The 19178-nt window shown below is 64.5% G+C and carries 17 protein-coding genes; 9 read left to right on the forward strand and 8 right to left on the reverse strand.

What is annotated here, in order from left to right; all coding sequences use genetic code 11:
- The first annotated feature begins 74 nt into the window (after positions 1–74).
- The gene (gene gabP, locus ACFW0H_RS04520; protein ID WP_422912703.1) at positions 75–1475 is read left to right on the forward strand and encodes a GABA permease; all 1401 of its coding nucleotides are present in this window, start codon (positions 75–77) and stop codon (positions 1473–1475) included.
- A 254-nt stretch (positions 1476–1729) separates the two neighbouring features.
- Here the strand turns inward: gabP and ACFW0H_RS04525 are convergent, their stop codons facing one another.
- Entirely contained in the window at positions 1730–2803 is a 1074-nt protein-coding gene (locus tag ACFW0H_RS04525) for a hypothetical protein (protein WP_422912704.1), read from the reverse strand.
- 422 nt (positions 2804–3225) lie between these two features.
- On the opposite strand from ACFW0H_RS04525, the gene ACFW0H_RS04530 reads away from it, so the two are divergent.
- From ACFW0H_RS04530 to ACFW0H_RS04545, 4 genes are all read left to right on the forward strand, one after another.
- Positions 3226–3741 carry a VOC family protein gene (locus ACFW0H_RS04530; protein ID WP_422912705.1) on the forward strand — a complete coding sequence of 172 codons (516 nt, stop codon included), beginning with the start codon at positions 3226–3228 and terminating at the stop codon, positions 3739–3741.
- A 9-nt stretch (positions 3742–3750) separates the two neighbouring features.
- The gene (locus ACFW0H_RS04535) at positions 3751–4536 is read left to right on the forward strand and encodes an SDR family NAD(P)-dependent oxidoreductase (RefSeq protein ID WP_422912706.1); all 786 of its coding nucleotides are present in this window, start codon (positions 3751–3753) and stop codon (positions 4534–4536) included.
- 11 nt (positions 4537–4547) lie between these two features.
- Entirely contained in the window at positions 4548–5303 is a 756-nt protein-coding gene (locus ACFW0H_RS04540) for a glucose 1-dehydrogenase (RefSeq protein WP_422912707.1), read from the forward strand.
- Between the two features lie 134 nt (positions 5304–5437).
- A complete protein-coding gene (locus ACFW0H_RS04545; RefSeq protein WP_422912708.1) occupies positions 5438–6040 on the forward strand; it encodes a TetR/AcrR family transcriptional regulator in 603 nt (200 codons plus the stop codon).
- Between the two features lie 68 nt (positions 6041–6108).
- Here ACFW0H_RS04545 and ACFW0H_RS04550 read toward each other — a convergent pair whose 3' ends face one another.
- The gene (locus tag ACFW0H_RS04550) at positions 6109–7815 is read right to left on the reverse strand and encodes an FAD-dependent oxidoreductase (protein ID WP_422912709.1); all 1707 of its coding nucleotides are present in this window, start codon (positions 7813–7815) and stop codon (positions 6109–6111) included.
- A 70-nt stretch (positions 7816–7885) separates the two neighbouring features.
- On the opposite strand from ACFW0H_RS04550, the gene ACFW0H_RS04555 reads away from it, so the two are divergent.
- The 3 genes from ACFW0H_RS04555 (at position 7886) to yghU (ending at position 10395) form a co-directional block, all read left to right on the forward strand.
- Positions 7886–8773, forward strand: a complete 888-nt coding sequence (locus tag ACFW0H_RS04555; protein WP_422912710.1) for a LysR family transcriptional regulator — start codon at positions 7886–7888, stop codon at positions 8771–8773.
- 75 nt (positions 8774–8848) lie between these two features.
- Complete coding sequence (locus ACFW0H_RS04560; RefSeq protein WP_422912711.1) at positions 8849–9295, forward strand: nuclear transport factor 2 family protein; 447 nt, start codon at positions 8849–8851, stop codon at positions 9293–9295.
- Between the two features lie 254 nt (positions 9296–9549).
- On the forward strand, positions 9550–10395 hold the full coding sequence (gene yghU, locus ACFW0H_RS04565; protein WP_422912712.1) for a glutathione-dependent disulfide-bond oxidoreductase: 846 nt from the start codon (positions 9550–9552) through the stop codon (positions 10393–10395).
- 177 nt (positions 10396–10572) lie between these two features.
- Here yghU and ACFW0H_RS04570 read toward each other — a convergent pair whose 3' ends face one another.
- Genes ACFW0H_RS04570 through pchA form a run of 4 tightly spaced genes read right to left on the reverse strand, consistent with a single transcriptional unit; the run spans position 10573 to position 14712 of the window.
- Positions 10573–12141 carry an FAD-binding oxidoreductase gene (locus ACFW0H_RS04570; RefSeq protein WP_422912713.1) on the reverse strand — a complete coding sequence of 523 codons (1569 nt, stop codon included), beginning with the start codon at positions 12139–12141 and terminating at the stop codon, positions 10573–10575.
- Between the two features lie 12 nt (positions 12142–12153).
- Positions 12154–12837 carry a hypothetical protein gene (locus tag ACFW0H_RS04575; RefSeq protein ID WP_422912714.1) on the reverse strand — a complete coding sequence of 228 codons (684 nt, stop codon included), beginning with the start codon at positions 12835–12837 and terminating at the stop codon, positions 12154–12156.
- A gap of 10 nt (positions 12838–12847) precedes the next feature.
- Entirely contained in the window at positions 12848–13183 is a 336-nt protein-coding gene (locus ACFW0H_RS04580; protein WP_422912715.1) for a c-type cytochrome, read from the reverse strand.
- 53 nt (positions 13184–13236) lie between these two features.
- The gene (pchA, locus tag ACFW0H_RS04585) at positions 13237–14712 is read right to left on the reverse strand and encodes a 4-hydroxybenzaldehyde dehydrogenase (protein WP_422912716.1); all 1476 of its coding nucleotides are present in this window, start codon (positions 14710–14712) and stop codon (positions 13237–13239) included.
- A gap of 515 nt (positions 14713–15227) precedes the next feature.
- Between pchA and ACFW0H_RS04590 the strand changes: the two genes are divergently transcribed.
- Positions 15228–17057, forward strand: coding sequence for a sigma 54-interacting transcriptional regulator (locus tag ACFW0H_RS04590; RefSeq protein WP_422912717.1), 1830 nt, complete (start codon positions 15228–15230; stop codon positions 17055–17057).
- Between the two features lie 25 nt (positions 17058–17082).
- Here the strand turns inward: ACFW0H_RS04590 and ACFW0H_RS04595 are convergent, their stop codons facing one another.
- Both ACFW0H_RS04595 and ACFW0H_RS04600 read right to left on the reverse strand, forming a co-directional pair.
- Positions 17083–18012, reverse strand: a complete 930-nt coding sequence (locus ACFW0H_RS04595; protein WP_422912718.1) for a SphA family protein — start codon at positions 18010–18012, stop codon at positions 17083–17085.
- Between the two features lie 213 nt (positions 18013–18225).
- Positions 18226–19116: a helix-turn-helix domain-containing protein gene (locus tag ACFW0H_RS04600; RefSeq protein WP_422912719.1), complete on the reverse strand. Its 891-nt coding sequence runs from the start codon at positions 19114–19116 to the stop codon at positions 18226–18228.
- Between the last annotated feature and the right edge of the window lie 62 nt (positions 19117–19178).

Genomic DNA, 19178 nt, shown 5'->3' on the forward strand with positions numbered 1-19178 from the left:
TTTTCAAAGGAGTTGGTTTCGTCGTCAAAGTCAGTTCGTAGTTTCCTATGTCAGTAACAAGAGAATAAGACGAAATGGTTAGCGTAGGATCTGGTGGTTCGAGCGGTAAGTTGGCGCAAGGCTTCAAGCCGCGCCACGTAACGATGCTTTCGATTGCGGGCATTATCGGCGCAGGTTTGTTTGTCGGTTCGGGGCATGCCATCGCAGCCGCCGGCCCTGCGACCATTCTGGCGTATATCGTCTCCGGGCTCCTGGTCGTACTGGTCATGCGAATGCTCGGGGAAATGGCCGTTGCGAACCCCGATACCGGGTCGTTCTCCACCTATGCTGACCAGGCAATAGGGCCATGGGCCGGCTTTACGATCGGCTGGTTGTATTGGTGGTTCTGGGTGCTGGTCATTCCCATCGAGGCGCTGGCGGCCGGCAATGTGCTGCACAACTGGTTCCCGCAGATCGACATCTGGCTGTACGCCCTGATCTCCGTGGTCGCCCTGGCCGCAACCAATCTGTTCAGCGTTGCCAAGTACGGCGAGTTCGAATTCTGGTTCGCCATGTTCAAGGTGGTGGCGATCATCGGCTTCATTGCCGCGGGCTTCGCCGCACTGATGGGCTGGCTGCCGGACCGCGAAGTAAGCGGCCTGAGCCGCCTGGCCAGCGAGCAGGGTGGGTTCGCCCCGAATGGCTGGTCTGCCGTCGTCGGCGCGTTCATTACCGTCATGTTCAGCTTTATCGGCACGGAATCGGTGACCATCGCCGCTGCCGAATCCAGCGATCCCGCAAAGAACATCGCCAAGGCCACACGGTCGGTGATCTGGCGGATCAGCGTTTTCTATCTGCTGTCCATTTTCGTGATCATTTCCATCGTGCCCTGGAATGATCCGCTGCTGCCCGTGCAGGGGTCGTATCAGCGCGCGCTGGAGCTGATGAACATTCCCTATGCCAAGTTCCTGGTCGATGTTGTCGTGCTGATCGCCGTCACGAGCTGCATGAACTCGTCGATCTACATTGCCTCACGCATGCTCTACTCCCTTGGCCGCCGCTCCGAGGCGCCAGCGTTTCTGAAGGTGACCTCGTCGGCTGGCGTTCCCCGGGCCGCTGTCATCGCCAGTACCGTGATCGGCGCAGCGGTCGCCGTCCTGAACTTCTTCGCCCCCGCCGGTGTGTTCGATTTCCTGCTGGCCAGTTCTGGCGCCATTGCCTTGCTGGTGTACCTCGTGATCGCGATTTCCCAATTGCGCATGAGGTCGCTGCTGCGCCGCAACAATGTCGAGATCACCTTCCGGATGTGGCTGTTTCCCTGGCTCACCTACCTCGTCATCGTCTTTATCGTCTGTGCGCTGGGCGTGATGCTGGTGACCCCCGAGCATCGAACCGAGGTCACCTCGACCATCAGCCTGGCGATCGTCATTTCGTTCCTCGGCATCGTTACCGCACGAAACCATGCCCGACCGGCGCGTGTGAGCGCCCTGGGCTAGTTCCCGGGTTGCCGGACCTGAAGCAGAGCCGCCGTACCCTGATGGGGGCGGCGGCTCGTCCTTTTCTGGCTTTGCGGTGTGCTGTTCGCTGGTGGGCACAGCCGCCGATGTGACTGGCTGGCCAATGGTCCAGATGTGAGAAGGAGTCGCAGGCCGTTGACGCTTCAGGCCTTGCGACTCCCTCTGATACGTCCCGCTGGCTCCTGGGACGTCTTCAACTGAACACTCGCGTGTTCCTTTCGGAACCCGCAGCCTTAGTGCTGTACCTCAACCACATCGACATCCGGTGCGTCAGGGGCTTCATTGGCGTCCTCCGCAGCCTCTCTGGCAGCATCTGCGGCGTCTTCGTCAGCTTCCCTGGCAGCATCCGCGGCCTCTTCAGCGGCCTCTCTGGCAGCATCTTCAGCCTTTTGTCCCGCCTCTTTGGCTAGGTCTGCGGCCTCTCGGGCAGCCGCTCTGGCAGCGTCTGCGGCATCCTTGTCAGCTTCCCGGGCTGCATTGGCCTCGTTCTTGGCCGCGTCCCGAGCTGCATCTGCAGCCTCTTTGGCAGCTTCACGGGCAGCATCCGCGGCCTCTCTGGCAGCGTCTCTGGCAGCATCCGCGCCTTCTTTGTCAGCGTCTTTGGCTGCATCCCGGGCTGCATCTGCTGCGTCCCTGGCGGCATCTCGGGCTGCGTCTGCAGCATTCTTGGCAGCGTCTCTTGCCGCGTCTGCATCATCCTTGGCGGCGTCTCTGTCTGCAGCCGCCGCAGCCTTGGCCGCGTCTCTGGCTGCATCTGCGTCGTCTGCGTCATCTGCATCAGCCGCTACGCCGTCCGCGTCCTCGTGTTCGGCCTCATCCCGGTCCGCTTTCGGACCTGGTCCGTTGGCGACCCCGGCATCATCGTCATGGGCATTGCCAGGCCCCCGGTTGGCGCCGTCGTTGTCATGGTCGTTGTCCCCGGCAAGACCGCCATGGTCCGCGTCAGCGTCGCCGTGTCCCTTGCCTCCATGACCGTCACCGGCATGATCGCCGTCGTGGTCGCCACCGTCACCCGCGTGACCGCCGTCGTGGCCGCCGCCGTCGCCGGCCTTGCCGCCGTCGTGGCCGCCACCGTCACCGGCATGGCCGCCATCGTGACCACCACCGTCTCCGCCGTGACCTCCGTCACCGTGGCCGCCGCCGTCACCACCGTGACCGCCACCGTCTCCACCGTGGCCTCCTCCACCACTGCTGCCATCCCTGGCAAACGCGTACGAACCTGTCGAAATGTAATCAGGCATCAACACTGTCGATGCCGAGAGGACTCCACCGATAGCCAGAGCCAGTAGGCATTTTTTGATAGGCATAATGTGCCTCCGTCTAAGTTCTCTTGGTTATCCCCCTCCCGACGAAAAGTCGACAATGTAGGGTTGAGGCGGGTCGCGCGGCGGAAGTTCATAGTCGGTAACGTTTTTCTGCCGAATGGCCCCAGGCCCGCATGCGGTTCGTTCCAGCTATGTCCGCGTTAAGTGTTGCTAGAGCGTCCTGAGCCAAGCTGATTTCGAGCGGGATACCCGTTGCGCAACCAGGCCCTTTGCACCTGGTACTCATCGAGATTGCGGTGGATGCGCAAGGCTCGCTCGCGGAGCCAGGTGCCCAGAGGAGCATTGCGCTCACTATTGTCACAAAATTTTAAGATGTGACATTATCTGTCTCCGATTGTGGATTTGTGACATTGCGGGGCGGCCCACAAGACCGCAGGCCATGACACGCAACGGAGCGAGATGAAATGAGCAAAGCACTATTGGGCCCCATCGATCAGGTCGGCTACCTGGTCGGCAATCTGGACCAGAGCATGGATCGCTGGGTGCAGCGGCTCGGCGTCGGTCCCTGGACGGTCTTTCGCAATGTCGTCCTGGACGGACGCTATCGAGGTGAGGCCGTACAGGTGGAAATGAATGTAGGGCTGGCCTACCAGGGGGATGTCCAGATCGAGCTGATCGAGGTTGTCCAGGACAGCGCGTCGCCGTACCGCGATGCTCAAGGGCGTCCGTTGCTGGGCCTGCACCACATCGCCTGGGTGGTCGACGATCTCGACCGGGAACTGGCTCGCCTGACGAGCAATGGCCTGCAGGTGGTGTTCGAAGCCCACAACCCCGCGACACGGGTTGCTTACCTGGAGGATTCGGCGGAGCCCGGCGTGCTCTTTGAAATCATCCAGGGCGCAGGGATGCGCGACCTGATCCGACACGGAATCGCCGCCACCGCGAGCTGGGACGGCAGCCAACCCATCCGCACAATCTGAGAAAACGACATGACCCATCGACTTGAAGGCAAGGCCGCCCTGGTGCTCGGCGTGGCGCCCGGCAATGTCGGCGAAGCCATCGCCCGCCGTTACCTCGACCAGGGCGCGCGCGTCCTGGTCGCCGGCCGCCGCGCCGATGCGCTGAATGCCGTCGCCGCCGACCTGGGCTGCGAAGCCCTGGTTTGCGATATCACCGTGGAAGACCAGGTGAACGCCTTGGTCGCCGACGCGGTGCAGCGCCTGGGCGGTCTCGACATCGGCGTCAACGCCAGCGGCTGGGGGTTGCTCAAGCCGTTCCTGGATCACAGCCGGGACGACCTGGAGCAGATGAACGCGATCCAGTTCACGGGGCCTTTCCAGTATTTCCAGGCACTGCTGCGGCACATGCCGGCAGGCGGTTCGATCATCCAGATCTCGTCGGTCACGGCGACCATCATGTTCGATCAGCATGCCGCCTACATGGGCACCAAGGCCGGAATCGACCACGTGATCCGCTGTATCGCCCATGAGTTCGGGCATCGCGGCATCCGCGCCAACTCGATCGCGCCCGGCGGCGTGGCCGATGCGCCGATGTCCGGCGGCGGTCTGCACCATCCGGGCATTGCCGCGCTTTACCAGCGTGAAATCCCATTGGGGCGTAGTGGACTCGCAGCCGACGTCGCGGATGCCGCGCTGTGGCTGGCGAGCGACGAATCCAGCTTCGTGACCGGACAAGTCATCCATGTGAGCGGCGGCCAGACCCTGCGACGCAACCCGTCGATGGTCGAAGTCATCGCCGCAGCAACATCCAGCTGAGGAGCACTGCAATGAAGCGATTGGAAGGCAAGGTGGCATTGATCACGGGCGGCGCCCGAGGCCAGGGCGAGGCGGAAGCCCGGCGCTTCGTCGCCGAGGGTGCGCGGGTGGTGATTGCCGATGTGCTGGATGCGGAAGGCCAGCGGGTTGCATCCGAGCTGGGCGATGCCGCCTTGTTCCAGCACCTGGACGTCACCCGCGAGGAGGACTGGAGTGCCGCGGTGCGCGTGGCGCAGCAGCACTTCGGCAAACTCGACGTGCTGGTCAACAATGCCGCGATCCTCAAGATGGCGTCCCTTGAGACCTGCTCGCTGGAGGACTATCGCCGGGTGATCGAGGTGAACCAGGTGGGCTGCTGGCTGGGGATGAAGGCCGTACTGCCGGCGATGAAGGCCGCAGGCGGTGGGGCCATCGTCAATGTCTCGTCCACCGCGGGCATGGAGGGGGTGGCCTGGGGCACGGCCTACGTGTCCAGCAAGTTCGCCGTGCGTGGCATGACCAAAGCCGCCGCCCTGGAGCTCGGCGCGTACGGCATCCGGGTGAACTCCGTCCACCCCGGTGGGATCGACACGAACATGGCGCGGCCGCCGGAGATGGCCGACATCGATCCGTCGACGATCTACCGCGGCCTGCCGATCCCGCGTATCGGGCGCCCGGACGAAGTGGCGAATCTGGTGCTGTTCCTCGCCAGCGATGAATCGAGCTACTCCACCGGCTCGGAGTTCATCGTCGATGGCGGTCTGCTGGCGGGCAAGACCTTCAACTGATTCGTCGCCCGGACTGACAAGCCTGGCCCGCGTTGCCGGCCAGGCTTGTCAGCGCCCTTCACGGCACCAGGACACGCTTCTGTGCGCCAAACCATGGGAGAATCGCGTCTCCATGTAGAGGCGGGGAGGGTTGCATGAGTCGGAAGCTGCGCTGGGGAGATGCCAGCCGGATGGAGAGTGTCGGCGAGGGTCGCGCGCTCATCCTGAAGGCGGCGCTGGACGCCATGGTTGAAGATGGTTTCGACAGTTTCTCGATCGACGATGTCGCCATGCGCGCCAACATCTCCCGCCGAACCCTTTACCGTTACTACGGCAGCAAGAAAGAGCTGATCCAGGCAGTCATCAGCGTCGAGAACAGCGTTTTTTTCGAAGAGATGCAGCGCAGCCTCGCCGAGTTCGAAGAGGATTTCGAGGCTTACCTGATCGAGTGCGTGTGCTTTTCAGTCCGATATCGCGATCAGCACAACGGCGGTTTCCACCACAGTTACCTGGCCAAGAGCGTCAATCCGGAAGTCTCCGCCTATATCCTCGAGAACATTGCGCCGATGTGGCACAACCTGCTGGAAGGGCCCTACAGGCACTACATCAAGCGCCTGTCATCCACTCCTGCCGCCCTGGAAGACATCATCGAGCTGATAAGCCGCCTCGGGTTGAGCTATTGCCTCGCCCCCGTGGAAGAGGATGACATCAGGCGCCATATTCGACTGATCCGCCTTGTGCTGGACGCCCCGCGATAACTCGGGTGAAGGGGCCCGGCCAGCCCCCTCGAACCCGGTACGCGATCACTCCGCGAATGCGCCGCCAATCACTCGGCGAGCGCGGCCCCCGAGATGTGTTTGGCCGCCTGGTACGCGAAGGTCATGGCCGGCCCCAGCGTCGATCCCGGCCCCGGATACGCCGGCAGGATCGATGCCGCGCAGTTGCCCGTGGCATACAGGCCACGGATGGCCTCGCCCTGTTCATTCCTGACCTGGGCGTTGGTGTCGATGTCCAAGCCGCCGTTGGTACCGAACTCGCCGAGGTGGATTCGCACCGCATAGAAAGGCCCACGACCGATCGGCGCGAGACAGGGGTTGGGCTTCACCGTTGGGTCGGCGTAATAGCGGTCATATTCGCTGTCGCCCCGCCCGAATTCTTCGTCCTTGCCGGCTGCGGCGAACCGATTGAAACGCTCGACCGTCGCCGCGAGTCCGGCAACGTCGATACCGACCTTGAGTGCCAGTTCCTCGAGCGTGTCGGCCTTGCTCAGGAAGGCTTCGTCGAAATAGGACTTGGGAATGCGCCAGTCCGGCATCAGCTTCGACGTCAGGATCGGGCTGACGATGTATTTCCGCCGGAAATCGGCGTCGAAGATGATCCACAGGCGGCTCGTATCCGTTCCCGCCTGATGCAGGCGATGACATTCCCGCACATACATCTGGTAGTTCATCGATTCGTTGGCCACCCGCTTGCCGCCTTTCTCCACAACGATGCTGCCGGGATAGGACTTCTCCATGATCGAGGGGTACGGATAGGGGATACCCGGCACGCGGAAGGTCGGTACCCACCACGCCCCCTGCATGCGCGCCAGGCGCGCGCCATGGCGTTTGGCGATCTCGATCGGTGCGCCGCAATTGCCCTTGTGCGTGGTCGTCCAGCTGGTGTGGGTGGGGGCGGGAAGGTAGGTCTCGCGCATCTGCTGGTTGTGCTCGAAGCCGCCGGAGGCCAGTACGACGCCACGACGGCATTGAATCGCCCGCTGGCGCCCCTCCGTCTTCACGATGATGCCGGTGACTTCACCGCGCTCCACCACCAGATCGACCATTTCGCTCTTCAGATCGAGCGCAAGCTTGCGGTCCTCCATCGACCACAGCAGGCGTGCCACACCGGCACTGCCACAGGTGGCCCGGCGCGACCGGTGCGTGCGCAGTCGCTGCGGCAAGTCCAGGACGTACTGCGCCAGCAGCTTGGCGGCCAACAGGCGCCAGCCCGGTGCCTGCACATTGAAGCTGTGCGCCTCGGTCTGCGTCATCGGTACGCGGCCGAGCATTTTCAGGATCGGGTGATGATCGCGGAGGTACTGGCCCCGCCGGCGCAGCTTCGTGATGTTCACCGGCTCGGGCTCGATGGAACGATGTCCCGGCCGCGACCCCGGCAGCGTCGAGAAGTAATCCGGATAATGCGCGAGCGACCGGTACCGCATGCGCGTACGTGCATGCAGGAAGCGCAGCATCTTCGGCGCATTCTTCAGGTAGGTCTCGATCATCTCCCGAGGGACGGTGCCTTCAGGATCGGTGGCCAGCACGTAGGCCAGGGCGTCTTCGTAACTGTCCTGGATGCCTTCGGCCTCGGCGTAGGGGTTGCCGGGAATCCAGACACCTCCACCGCTCAACGCGCTCGTCTCGCCAGCCTGGTCCGAGGACTCGATGACCAGCACGTCCTTGACGCCCATTTCGTACAGGCAGAGTGCGGCAGCCAGCCCACCATTGCCCGATCCCACTACCACCACATCACGGCTTTCTGTCCAGTTCATAGGTCTACTCGATTCAGCTCGAGGCCTAATATAGGAACCTGGTCTGGACACCCGGAATGAGTGATTTCGCATGACCCAATGCAAAAATGCCCGTGGCCCGCTCCGCTGGGATGACCTGCGGTTCTTCCTCACCGTCGCGCAAACGGGCTCCCTCCTTGCCGCAAGCAGAAGCTTGCACGTCGACCGAACCACGGTTGCTCGCCGCCTGGATGCGCTGGAGCGCTCCATCGGCAAGCGGCTCTTCACCGCTGAGGATGGCGTTACCCGGACGACCGAGGCGGGACGTGCCGTGTTGAAGGCATCGGAGCGCATCAGCGACGAGATCCGCGAACTTGAACGACTCCTGTACGGGAGCGGTGAGGCCATTGAAGGGACCGTCAAGATCGCGATCGCCAAAGGATTGGGCGACGCGTTCATCCCGGACGTCCTGGCCATCCATGCCATACACCCCGGGATCACCATCGAGATCGTCAGCGTCGCGGATCCGATGCGCGTGGTGATGGAGCGCAAGGCTGATCTCGGCATTGGCGATGCGTACGAACGCCCCGAGCGACTCGACACTGTGCTGCTGGGCAATATGGAAGTCGCCATGTATGGCGCCGCAGAACGAAACGGTAGGCCCCCGACCACCTGGATCGGTTGGAGCGAATACGCACCCAAGCCCTTCATTGACTGGGTCAACGAACATGTCGGCGAGGGCACCTCGATCAGTACGCGGGTCAACAGCTGGGAGACGATGCGAAGCGCCGTCCTGACCAGCGATGCGGCCGCGCCGCTCTGGTGCATGCTGGCCGATGGCGATCCGCGCCTCGTACGGCTCAGCGACGCCAGCGCCCATTACATCGCCCTCTGGCTGGCATCCCCGGATGGCCTCAAGAGGCAGGCGGCCCACGACGCGACTTGGCGTTTTCTCCACGAGCGAATATCCCGGCGCGTAGCGGATGCGGATCGGTCCTAGTCCACCGGGACGAAGCCATGGATTTCCCCACCGCCCTACATTGGCACCCTCAGCCCATGTAATGAGGAGACACCCATGAGCAGCAGCGAAGCCGAGATCGCCAATCTGCTGTACCGATACGCGGAGTTACTGGATGGTGGAAACCTGGAAGGTGTCGCCGAGTTGTTCCGGCATGCGCAAATCAAACTGCAGCAGGGCGACGAGCGGGTCGGCGCGGATGAGCTCCTCGGCATCTTTCGTGAGCAGGTAAGGCTCTACCCCTGCGGTACGCCCCGTACCAAGCACCTTGTCAGCAACCCGATCATCGAAGTCGATGAGGCGTCACACCGCGCCACTGCAAGGTCCTACTACACCGTTCTGCAGGCAACCGATAGCCTGCCACTCCAGCCCATCGCCACTGGTCGCTATCACGATGCATTCGAACGCATCGACGGTGCATGGCGCTTCTCGTTCAGGGACTACTCCATGCTCGACATGGTCGGCGACTTGAGCGGTCACCTGAACGGCATGGCCAATTCCTGACAGACCCGGCTCCGGACGCTTCCGCAGGGGCGATGACCTCGAAACCCAATTGGCCAAGTTCGCGGCCGTGATCGATGTGCAACTCGGTACGTTGCGCAATCTGGTTCAAGGCTCGGCCATGGAGGCTTACCGTGAAATGGGTAGGCGACTGTCAGAGCCGAAGGGGGAATGAGCGATGCAGGAATCTGTCCACCCTACAATGTCCCGAGGTTCATTCGAGAGCGCAGCATTCAGCCAAGCATGAGGGGGTTCACATGTCCGACGCACGCTATGTTCCGCCCAAGGTGTGGCAGCACCTCGCGCCGTCCGGGGGCGAATTCGCCAGCATCAACCGGCCGGTTGCGGGCCCGACCCATGACCGCGAGTTGCCGGTGGGCAAGCATCCGTTGCAGCTCTATTCGCTGGGCACGCCCAATGGGGTGAAGGTGACGGTCCTGCTGGAAGAGCTGCTGGCGCTGGGGCATGCCGATGCCGAGTACGACGCCTGGCTCATCCGCATTATGGAGGGCGATCAGTTTTCCAGCGGCTTCGTCGGGATCAACCCCAACTCGAAGATTCCCGCGCTGGTGGATTACAGCCAGGAAACACCGATCCGTGTCTTCGAATCGGGTTCGATCCTGCTGTACCTGGCGGAGAAGTTCGGCCGGTTCCTGCCCACCGATCTGGCGGGGCGTACCGAAACCCTGAACTGGCTGTTCTGGCAGATGGGATCGGCGCCCTATCTGGGGGGCGGTTTCGGGCATTTCTACGCCTACGCGCCGGAGAAGCTGGAGTACCCGATCGATCGGTTCACCATGGAGACCAAGCGCCAACTCGATGTGCTGAATCGCCGTCTCGCCGATCACCATTTCCTGGCGGGTGACGCCTACACCATTGCCGATATGGCGGTTTGGCCGTGGTATGGCCAACTGGTGCGGGGGAACCTGTATTCGGCGGCGGAATTCCTGTCCGCTCATGAATACACCCATGTGCTGCGCTGGGCCGAGGAGATTGCCGAACGACCCGCGGTGAAGCGCGGCCGGCGAGTCAACCGCACCTGGGGAGAGCTGGAGGAGCAGTGCCCGGAGCGGCATCAGGCGTCTGATCTGGACCCGGTCTGAGGCCATTCCCGGCGCCATTGGCGGTTCCCTCCGCCAACGTCTGCGCCAGCAGAACCCCGCCCTGCAAGCGAGCCGGAACCTGGAGCAGGCCGGCGGTGATCAGTTGCTTCTGGAGCACGGCGTTTCCTGACCATGACAGGGCCTCGCCGGGCTTGCCCCGGCGAGGCCCTGATGCGGTCAGAACGAGTTGGCGAGGTCGATGCCGGACTTGCCGGGCGCGAGGATGTTGTTCGGGTCCAGGGCGCGCTTGATGGCGTGTTCCACCTTGCGCTTGACGGTGCCGTAGCTCTGCGCCACGCGCTCCTGGAACGCGGTGTTGACGCGGTACACGGCATAGCCGTGCTTCTCGAACTCATCCAGCAGCTCGTGGAAGCAGGCGTTGGCGCGCCGGGTTTCCTCTGGGTTGCTGCGGTCGTAGAGCACGTCGATCACATGGTGCATGTCGCGCCAGCCGACGATGAACTCGCCGACGTAGTCCAGGCCGTGCTTGTTGAGGATCTTCTTGGCCAGCGCCTGCTGCTTGTCGCACTCGCTGCCACGGGCCTGGCTGACCGGGGCGAACCACATGGAACCACCGCCGCCACGCCAGTTGTACAGGCCGAATTCCTGCAGGTTGGGTACGCCGGACATCAGTTGGGCGCGGTACTTGAAGGGCTGGGTATCACCGGCTTCTTCCTGGGTGACGATCTTGCCTTTGCCGAGCTTGGCCAGGGCGCCGGTGACGATCTTCCAGTTCACGTCCACCTGTTCCTGGGTGCCGTAGAGGGCGGCGTAGACGTTCCAGGCGCCGAGGTTCTTGTCCTTCTGGATCTGCTTCAGGATGGTGTCCGGGGTCGCGCCCGGCTCGGTGGTGTAGTCCGAGCGGCGGGTGTTGCAGGTGGAGGCTTCCCAGAGCACGCCGGCGATCACCACCGAGTTGGGGATGACCTGGGCGATGCGCAGCGGGCGGATGAATTCGACGATTTCGCTGATGTCGGACTCGTTCTCGAACTTGATCTCGAAGGGCTTGAAAACCGGCGGCTTGGGCATCAGCCAGAAGCCCATCTTGGTGCAGATACCGTAGTTGGCCTGGGTGAACATGCCGTCCAGGGTCGGGCCGTAGCCCCACTTGAACACCTGCCAGGCGTTGTCGCCCTTAACCCCGCCCATGCCGGTGCGGTAGACGTCGCCGTTGGCCAGCACCACTTCCATGCCGCACTGCATGAGGAAGTGCTCGCCGTAGGGGGTGTAGCCGACGCCACGGTCCATGGTGTTGCCCAGGGGGCCGGCGATGGCGGACGGCGCGGAGAAGGACAGCATCAGCGGGATGTTGTTCTCCTGCAGGTAGTCGTACAGCTGCTGGTAGGTCACGCCGGGCTCCACCAGGGCGGTGCACAGGTCGGGATCGACGTGGATGATCTTGTTCATCTTCTTCAGGTCGAGGATCACCTGTCCGCGCTGGCCGGGGGCCGCCGAGCCGTAACCGAAGTTGCGCCCGGTGGAGATGGTCCACACCGGAATGCCGTGTTCGTTGCAGATCTTCACCACCCCCTGCACCTGCTCCACGCTGGTGGCGGTGACGGCGGCGGAGGGCGCGTGTTCGGCATTGTCCACGGCCATCATGATCTTGTTGTAGGGGATCAGTTGCTCGTCCTTGACCAGGACGTTGTCCTCGCCCAGCAGCTTGCGGAACTTGGCCAGGGCTTGCTGGAAGTTGGCGTCATTCACGCCACGGGGAAGCAGGGTGTTCTGGGTTTGCTCGGTCATCTGTCAGCTCCTTCAAGCCACGATCGAGAACGAAACGAATTGGCCGGCGAGCGCCGGCTGATGGCTGGCGATGCGCGGGGCTGCCGTGCTGTCGGCGGTGCCCAGGCTGGCCAGGCTGTGGCCGAGGCTGGCCGCCCATTGCGCGGAACCGCCGCTGCGCCTGGCGCCGGCCAGCTTCAGGGGCCGACCGCCCAGCGGGTTCTGTTCGCTCAGGCTGAAACCGCCGCCGCAGGCGTGCAGCTGCTGGCCCAGATGCAGGGCGCAGCCCTGGGCGCTGTCGGCGCTGAGCAGGTGGTGCCGGGAGGCGCCGCCGGTGGCGCTGTGCTGGCCGAGCCACTGCACCCGTGCGCCGCTGCTGCGGGCCAGGTCAAGGATCAGCGCGGCGCTGGCGTCATCCACCAGGCCGATGATGCGTTGCGGCTGGCCGCTGCGCAGGCGCTTCTCCAGGCCCAGGATGAAGTCCAGGCCGAGGCCGGTGCGCTGCACTTCGGCTTTACCGGCCGCCGGGCTGGAGCCGACCCCGGCCAGGAAGGCCTTGCCGGCAGCCTCGCCATCCACCAGCACCAGCGTGGGCAGCGGTTGGGCCTGGCCGCCCAGCATGGCCTTGCTCATCGCCAGGCTGGAGACGCCCATGGCGGCGCCGGCCAGGCCGCCCAGGGCCATGCCCTTGAGCAGGGTACGACGTTCGATGTTCATCGCCGGCACCTCAGGGTTTGGCCGCGGGGGCGGGCGACTTGGCGATGTACTCGCCGACTTGCTGCAGGGCCTTGTCATCGATGAACGAGGCCGGGAAGGCCGGCATGGCGCGGAAGCCATTGCGCACCACGGCGGAGATGTACTGCGGCGGCAGCTGGCGCCCGGTGATCACCGGGCCCACCTGGTGTTCGTGGCAGTGGCCGCAGACCTTCTGGTAGACGTTCTCGCCGCTTTTCCAGGTGCCGTCGCCATCGGCGAAGGCCTGGCCGGCGAGCAGCGCGAAGGGCAGTGCAAGGCCGGCCAGCAATGGCCGTTTCACAGCTTGGCTGTTGAGGAGTGTGGACATTTCGTACTCCGTTTTTTATTGGGTGGGTGCTGGGTGGTGTAGATGCGGCCGTATCAGAACGGATAGGGCCGCGGGCTGTGTTGCAGGGTGATCCAGTGGTCGGTGGTGAACTCCTCGATGGCCCATTCGCCGTTGAAGCGACCGAGGCCGGAGTTCTTCTCGCCACCGAAGGGGGCGTTGGGTTCGTCGTTGACCGGGATGTCGTTCACGTGGGTCATGCCGGCGTGGATGCGCTGGGCGAACTGCACGCCGCGTTCCAGGCTCCCGCTGAACACCGCGCTGGAGAGGCCATATTCGCTGCGGTTGGCCAGCTCCAGGGCGTGTTCGGCGTCGCGGGCGGACTGGATGCCCACCAGCGGGCCGAAGATTTCCTCGCGGGCGATCTCCATATCGGCGGTGACGTTGCCGAACACGTGGGGCGGCATGACGTTGCCCTGGGGCTCGCCGCCCACCAGCAGGGTGGCGCCTTCGGCCTTGGCGGTGGCGACCTTCTCTTTCAGACCGGCCAAATGCCGGGCGTTGATCACCGGGCCGACCACAGTCTCGGGCTTGCTCGGGTCGCCGTAGGGCAGGGTCTTGACCCGCTCGACGAAGCGCTGGGTGAAGGCGTCCACCAGGGGCGCCTCGACGATGATGCGGTTGACCGCCATGCAGATCTGGCCCTGGTGCAGGAACTTGCCCACCACGGCGGCGTGCACCGCCTGCTCCAGGTCGGCGTCGGCCAGGACCACGAAGGGGCTGTTGCCGCCCAGTTCCAGCGCGACGTGCTTGAGGTGCTCGCCGCCGCTGGCGATGCGGCCGATGTTGCGGCCCACCTGGGTGGAGCCGGTGAAGGAGATGAACGCTGGAACCGGATGCTCGACGAAGGCGTCGCCGATTTCCGCGCCCGAGCCCACCACCACGTTGAGCACGCCAGCCGGCAGCCCGGCCTCCTCGAAGATGCGCGCCAGCAGCAGGCCGCCGGTGACCGGGGTGTCGCTGGCCGGCTTGACCACCACGGCGTTGCCCAGGGCCAGGGCCGGGGCCAGGGAGCGAGCGGTGAGGTGCAAGGGGAAGTTCCACGGGCTGATCACGCCGATCACGCCCAGGGGCGCGCGGTACACGCGGCTCTCCTTGCCAGGGATGTTGGAGGCGACGATGCGCCCGTGCACGCGATTCGGCAGGCTGGCCGACTCCAGGGTGATGGCGCGGGCGGCGCCCCATTCGATTTGGGCCTTGATACGGGTGCTGCCGGACTCGCGGATGATCCAGTCGATGATCTCCTCGCGGCGCTCATCGAAGATCTTCACCGCGTCCAGCAGGACCCGGGCGCGCTCGGCTGGCGCCTTGGCCGCCCACTCCCGCTGGCTGTTGCGGGCCATGCGGTAGGCCGCGTCGAGGTCCTCGCGGCTGGCCAGGGTGATGCTCAGCAGCCGCTTGTCGTTGTAGGGGTCGAAGACTTCCAGCTGGCGACCGGTACTGCCGGCGCGCCATTGCCCGGCGAGGGGCTGCAACTCGAGGTTCTGGTAGGCAGGGCGGGTGGTGTCCATGGGTTCTCTCTTGTTTGAGCGGAAGGCTGCCGGTGGCAGTGAACCGCTGAGCGTATGGGTGCGTGGCGACACCTCAGGCGTGACGCGCGGGCGGCTGGCCTGTGGCGGTACGGTCGGGGATCAACAACGAAGCCGTGGTGCGGGCGGTCGAGCGGGATTGGTTGGCGATGGGAAGCAGTTCATGGGGCCGTAACCTGCGTTGTTGTTGTGGAGGTGCACGCGCTAGGCCATTAACAACTACCGTGCCAGTCCTGTTATTTTTTGTTTTTTTCTTTTAAAACAATGAGATATAAATTTTTTGAAAGAATGGCGGAGTGCCGTGAAGGGCTTTGCTGAGGCTTGGCGCGGAATTTTCTGCAGAGAAGTCGCCGCTGGCGCTGAAACTTCCCCGGAGCGCTGCGCCGGAGACTGTGCGGTTATCGGGTAATGGCCTGCGAAGGAGCCGGAAGGCCAATTGACCGGCCATTTCACGAGGGCATACTGAATGGCTCCTTTCCTGCCTTCCGCCCCTGACCATGACTCGCAAAACCTCGAGCAATCCCGGCCGCGCCATGGGGGATGAATTCCTCAAGCAGTTGCTCGGCCGGCAGAAGCGCCTGATCGTTGACCGCGCCAACCAGTTCGGCAGCACCGGGCTGCCGACCGCCGAGCAACTGGCGGAGACCGTCGCCTTCGCCCCCCAGGACGGCAATATCTGGCTCTGCGGCCAGCGCATGATGCTGCTGCAGGGGGCTGCCTTCGGCGCAATCCGCCACGAGTTGGTGGAAGCGCTGGGCCTGGACAAGGCGCGCGGCCTGCTGACCCGCATCGGCTGGCAGGCCGGCGCGCGGGATGCCGCCCAGGTCAGCGCGCAGTGGCCCGAAGGCGACCACGCCAGCCTCTACAGCGCCGGCCCGCGCCTGCACATGCTGGAGGGCATGGTGAACGTGGAGGTGGTGCGCTTCGACATCGACTCCAGCGTCGGCCATTTCTATTCGGAGTTCTTCTGGCACAACTCCCTGGAGGCCGACGAGCACATCGCCGCCTACGGCCTGGGCAGCGAGCCGGCGTGCTGGATGGAGGTCGGCTACGCCAGCGGCTACGCCTCGTCCCTGCTGGGGCGCCTGGTAGTGTTTCGCGAACAGGAGTGCCGCTGCATGGGCCATTCGGCTTGCCGCATCGTCGGCAAGCCGGCGGAGCTGTGGGATGACATCGACCTGGACCTGGCCCACCTGGACGCCAGCGACTTCCTCAGCCGCAGTACCTACGGCTCGGCCGACGAGACCGAAATGGCCGAGTTGGAGGAGCCGGCCGGGGACCAGGCCATGGTGGGGATTTGTGCCGCCTTCGTCGCCGCCAGCCAGCAGCTCTACCGCGTGGCGCCGACCCAGGCGACTGTGCTGCTGACCGGTGAATCGGGGGTGGGCAAGGAGCTCTTCGCCCGCACCCTGCACCAGGCCAGCCGGCGCAGCGGCACGCCGCTGGTGGCGCTGAACTGTGCGGCGCTGCCGGAAACCCTGTTGGAGGCGGAACTGTTCGGTGTGGAGCGCGGCGCCTTCACCGGCGCCGACCGTTCCAGGCCGGGGCGCTTCGAGCGGGCCAAGGGCGGTACCCTGTTCCTTGACGAGATCGCCACCCTGAGCCTCAGTGCCCAGAGCAAGATCCTGCGGGTGCTCCAGGAGGGCGAGATCGAGCGGGTGGGTGGCACCACGGCAATCCCGGTGGATGTGCGGATCATCGCCGCCACCAACCTGGACCTGCGCCGCGAGGTGGAGGCCGGGCGCTTCCGCGAGGATCTGTTGTACCGGCTGAACGTCTTCCCCATCCACCTGCCGCCCCTGCGCGAGCGGCGCGAAGACATTCCGCTGCTGATGAGCTACTTCCTGCGCACGTTCAGTGCGCGCCATGGGCTCAAGCCCCTGGGCTTCAGCACGCGGCTGGTCAACGCCCTGCTGACCTACCGCTTCCCTGGCAATATCCGCGAGCTGCAGAACCTGATCGAGCGTGGCGTGATCGCCGCAGGCAATGGTGAACTGATGGACCTGGTTCACCTGGCCGAGGCGGGCGAGCCGCTGCGTTCCAACGGTATCGGCCTGACCGTCGAAGGCCGCCTGGACGCCCCCGCTCGCGAGGTCCCGGTGGGGAGCGAGGCGCCGTCCGGCGAGCGCGTGGTGGTGGAGCCGGAGCTGGCCGACCTGCAGGCCTTCCTCAGTGGCCGCGAGCGGGTGCTGGGGACTTCCCTGAAGGAGATCGAGCAGCGCCTGGTGCACCTGGCGCTGGAGCGCACCGGCGGCAACCTCACCGCGGCGGCGCAAATGCTGGGCATGAGCCGTGCCCAGATCAGTTACCGGCTCAAGGGGGAGTGATCCCCCCTGGTCGGTCACGGGTGGCTCAGAGGGGCATGGTGAACTTCAGCCAGTAGGTCTGGCCCTCGGCGCGGTTGCGCACGCCGCTTTCGTCCTGCCACTTGGCGCTGAGGAACCAGCCATCGCCGCTGTATTGCACGGCAGGGCCGATGGAAAAGCTGCGGCCACGGTTGCCATCGTTGGCGTCCACCAGGGCGGCCGCGGCGCAGTCGGAGACGCTGCACTTGTCGTCGCTGATCTGCTTGTAGGCATGGCCGCCCACACCTACGACCCAGCCGTTGCCAAGGCCCCAGCCCAGGGTGTAGTCGGCGTGCAGCTCGCGGCCGGACTGGTAGTGGGTGTCGCGGTTCTCGAAGTTGTAGTCGTGCATCAGGCGCACATCGGCGTTGAAGCCGTTGGGGTCGCTGTAGGTCATCGCGTACACCGCCTGCACGGTGTAGTAGTTGTTGCCGAGGTTGATCAGGTCGTCCTTGTCGTAGCTGCCGGTGGGGGCCACGAAATCGACGCCGACGGCGGTGTGGAACTTGTCGCTGTGGTGGAAGCCGACCACCGGACCGAAGTGCGCGTCGCCGATGCCGCGCTTGTGGTCGTGGGGGCCATTCTTGACGTTCAGGCGGATGTCGTTGAGCGGCAACAGGGCGTGGAAGCCGAGGTTGCCGCCGAGCACCTGCTGTTCGGTGACCCAGACGAAACGCGGCACGATGGTGGTGACCCGCAGGTCGATGTCGGCGGCCTTGTCGCCGGCGTTGTCGCGCAGGGAGTCGGCCAGGTAGTTGCCGACGAACACCTGGCCGTAGGTGCCGGGCGGCGGCAGGATGCCCATGCCGTAGATCTCGATGCCCATCGGCCAGGACGACAGGCCGCCTTCGGTGGCTTGGGCCAGTTGGGTGCTGCCGGCGAGCAGCAGGCTGGTGGTGCAGGCAATGGCGGGGGTGCTGAAGGATTTCTTATTCATGAAAGGCAGCCTTGTTGTTATTGGGTGCGAGCAAGGCTGGTGACTTGCTCGAAAACTGCCCTAAACAATTAGCGTGCCAGTCGTTAAGTTCAGGTTTTTGCCGACGATGGCTTCCTGTTCGCGGCTTTTGTCGCTGGTTTGGCCAGGTGGCCTTTGGCGTCGTGACAGGCTGTTAAGAAAATTCCGCAGACTGGAGAATTCTCGACGCCGGCCCTAGGCATCGGAGCCGTCCTGGCCGCCGGCACGGCGGAAGGCATTGGGCGACTGGCCATTGAGGCGGCGGAAGAAGCGCGAGAAGTAGGTGGGGTCCGTGAAGCCAAGGCTGTCGGACACCTGGGCGATGGTCATGTTGGTGTAGATGAGGCTGCGCCGGGCCTCCAGCAGCAGGCGCTGGTGGATGATCTGCAGCGCGCTCTGGCCGGCCAGTTGGCGGCACAGGTTGTTCAGGTGGACGCTGGACAGGTCCAGGCGGTGGGCGAAGGTCTCCACCGTCAGGTGCTCGCGGTAGTGCCGCTCCACCAGCTTGATGAAGCGCCCCAGCAGCTGCCGGTTGCGTTCGTCGCGGCCGCTGGGCGGCGTGATCTGCTGGCTGCGCCGGCTGATCCAGACCATCAGCACGTTGACCAGGGAACTGAGCACCAGCTCGCGGGACGGCGCGCTGCCTTCGTACTCCCTGAGCAGGGCGGCGAACAGGGTATTGATGTAGCGGCGGTCGGCCCCCACCGGGTAGCAGCCCGAAGAGGCCAGCACCGTCAATGGCGCCCCCAACTGCGCCTCCAGTTGTTCCACCAGCGGTGCGCCGAGGGTCAGCACATGGCCCTCGATGCTTTCGGAGAACTGGAAACCATGGACACAGAGTGGCGGGGTGACCTGGATCGAGGGTTCGAGGATGTCACTGCGCCGGCCTTCCACCTCCACCACCGCCTGGCCGCGCTGCACATAGAGCAGCTGGAACAGGTCGGCGTGGCGGTGCGGCTTGATCTCCCAGTGGTGCAGGCTGCTGCGTTTTGGAATGGATTCGCAGTGCAGCAGGTCCGGGGTCGGCCAGGCCTGGTTTTCGCCATAGAGCTTGAATACGGGAACGCCTGGAATGCTGGTTTTCATGGGCTGGCCTGGGGCTGCGGGGCTGTTCAAGGCTGGTCGATAATCGGACGGTGTTTTCAAAA

This window comes from Metapseudomonas cellulosilytica (assembly GCF_049334135.1).
GTDB lineage: Bacteria > Pseudomonadota > Gammaproteobacteria > Pseudomonadales > Pseudomonadaceae > Metapseudomonas.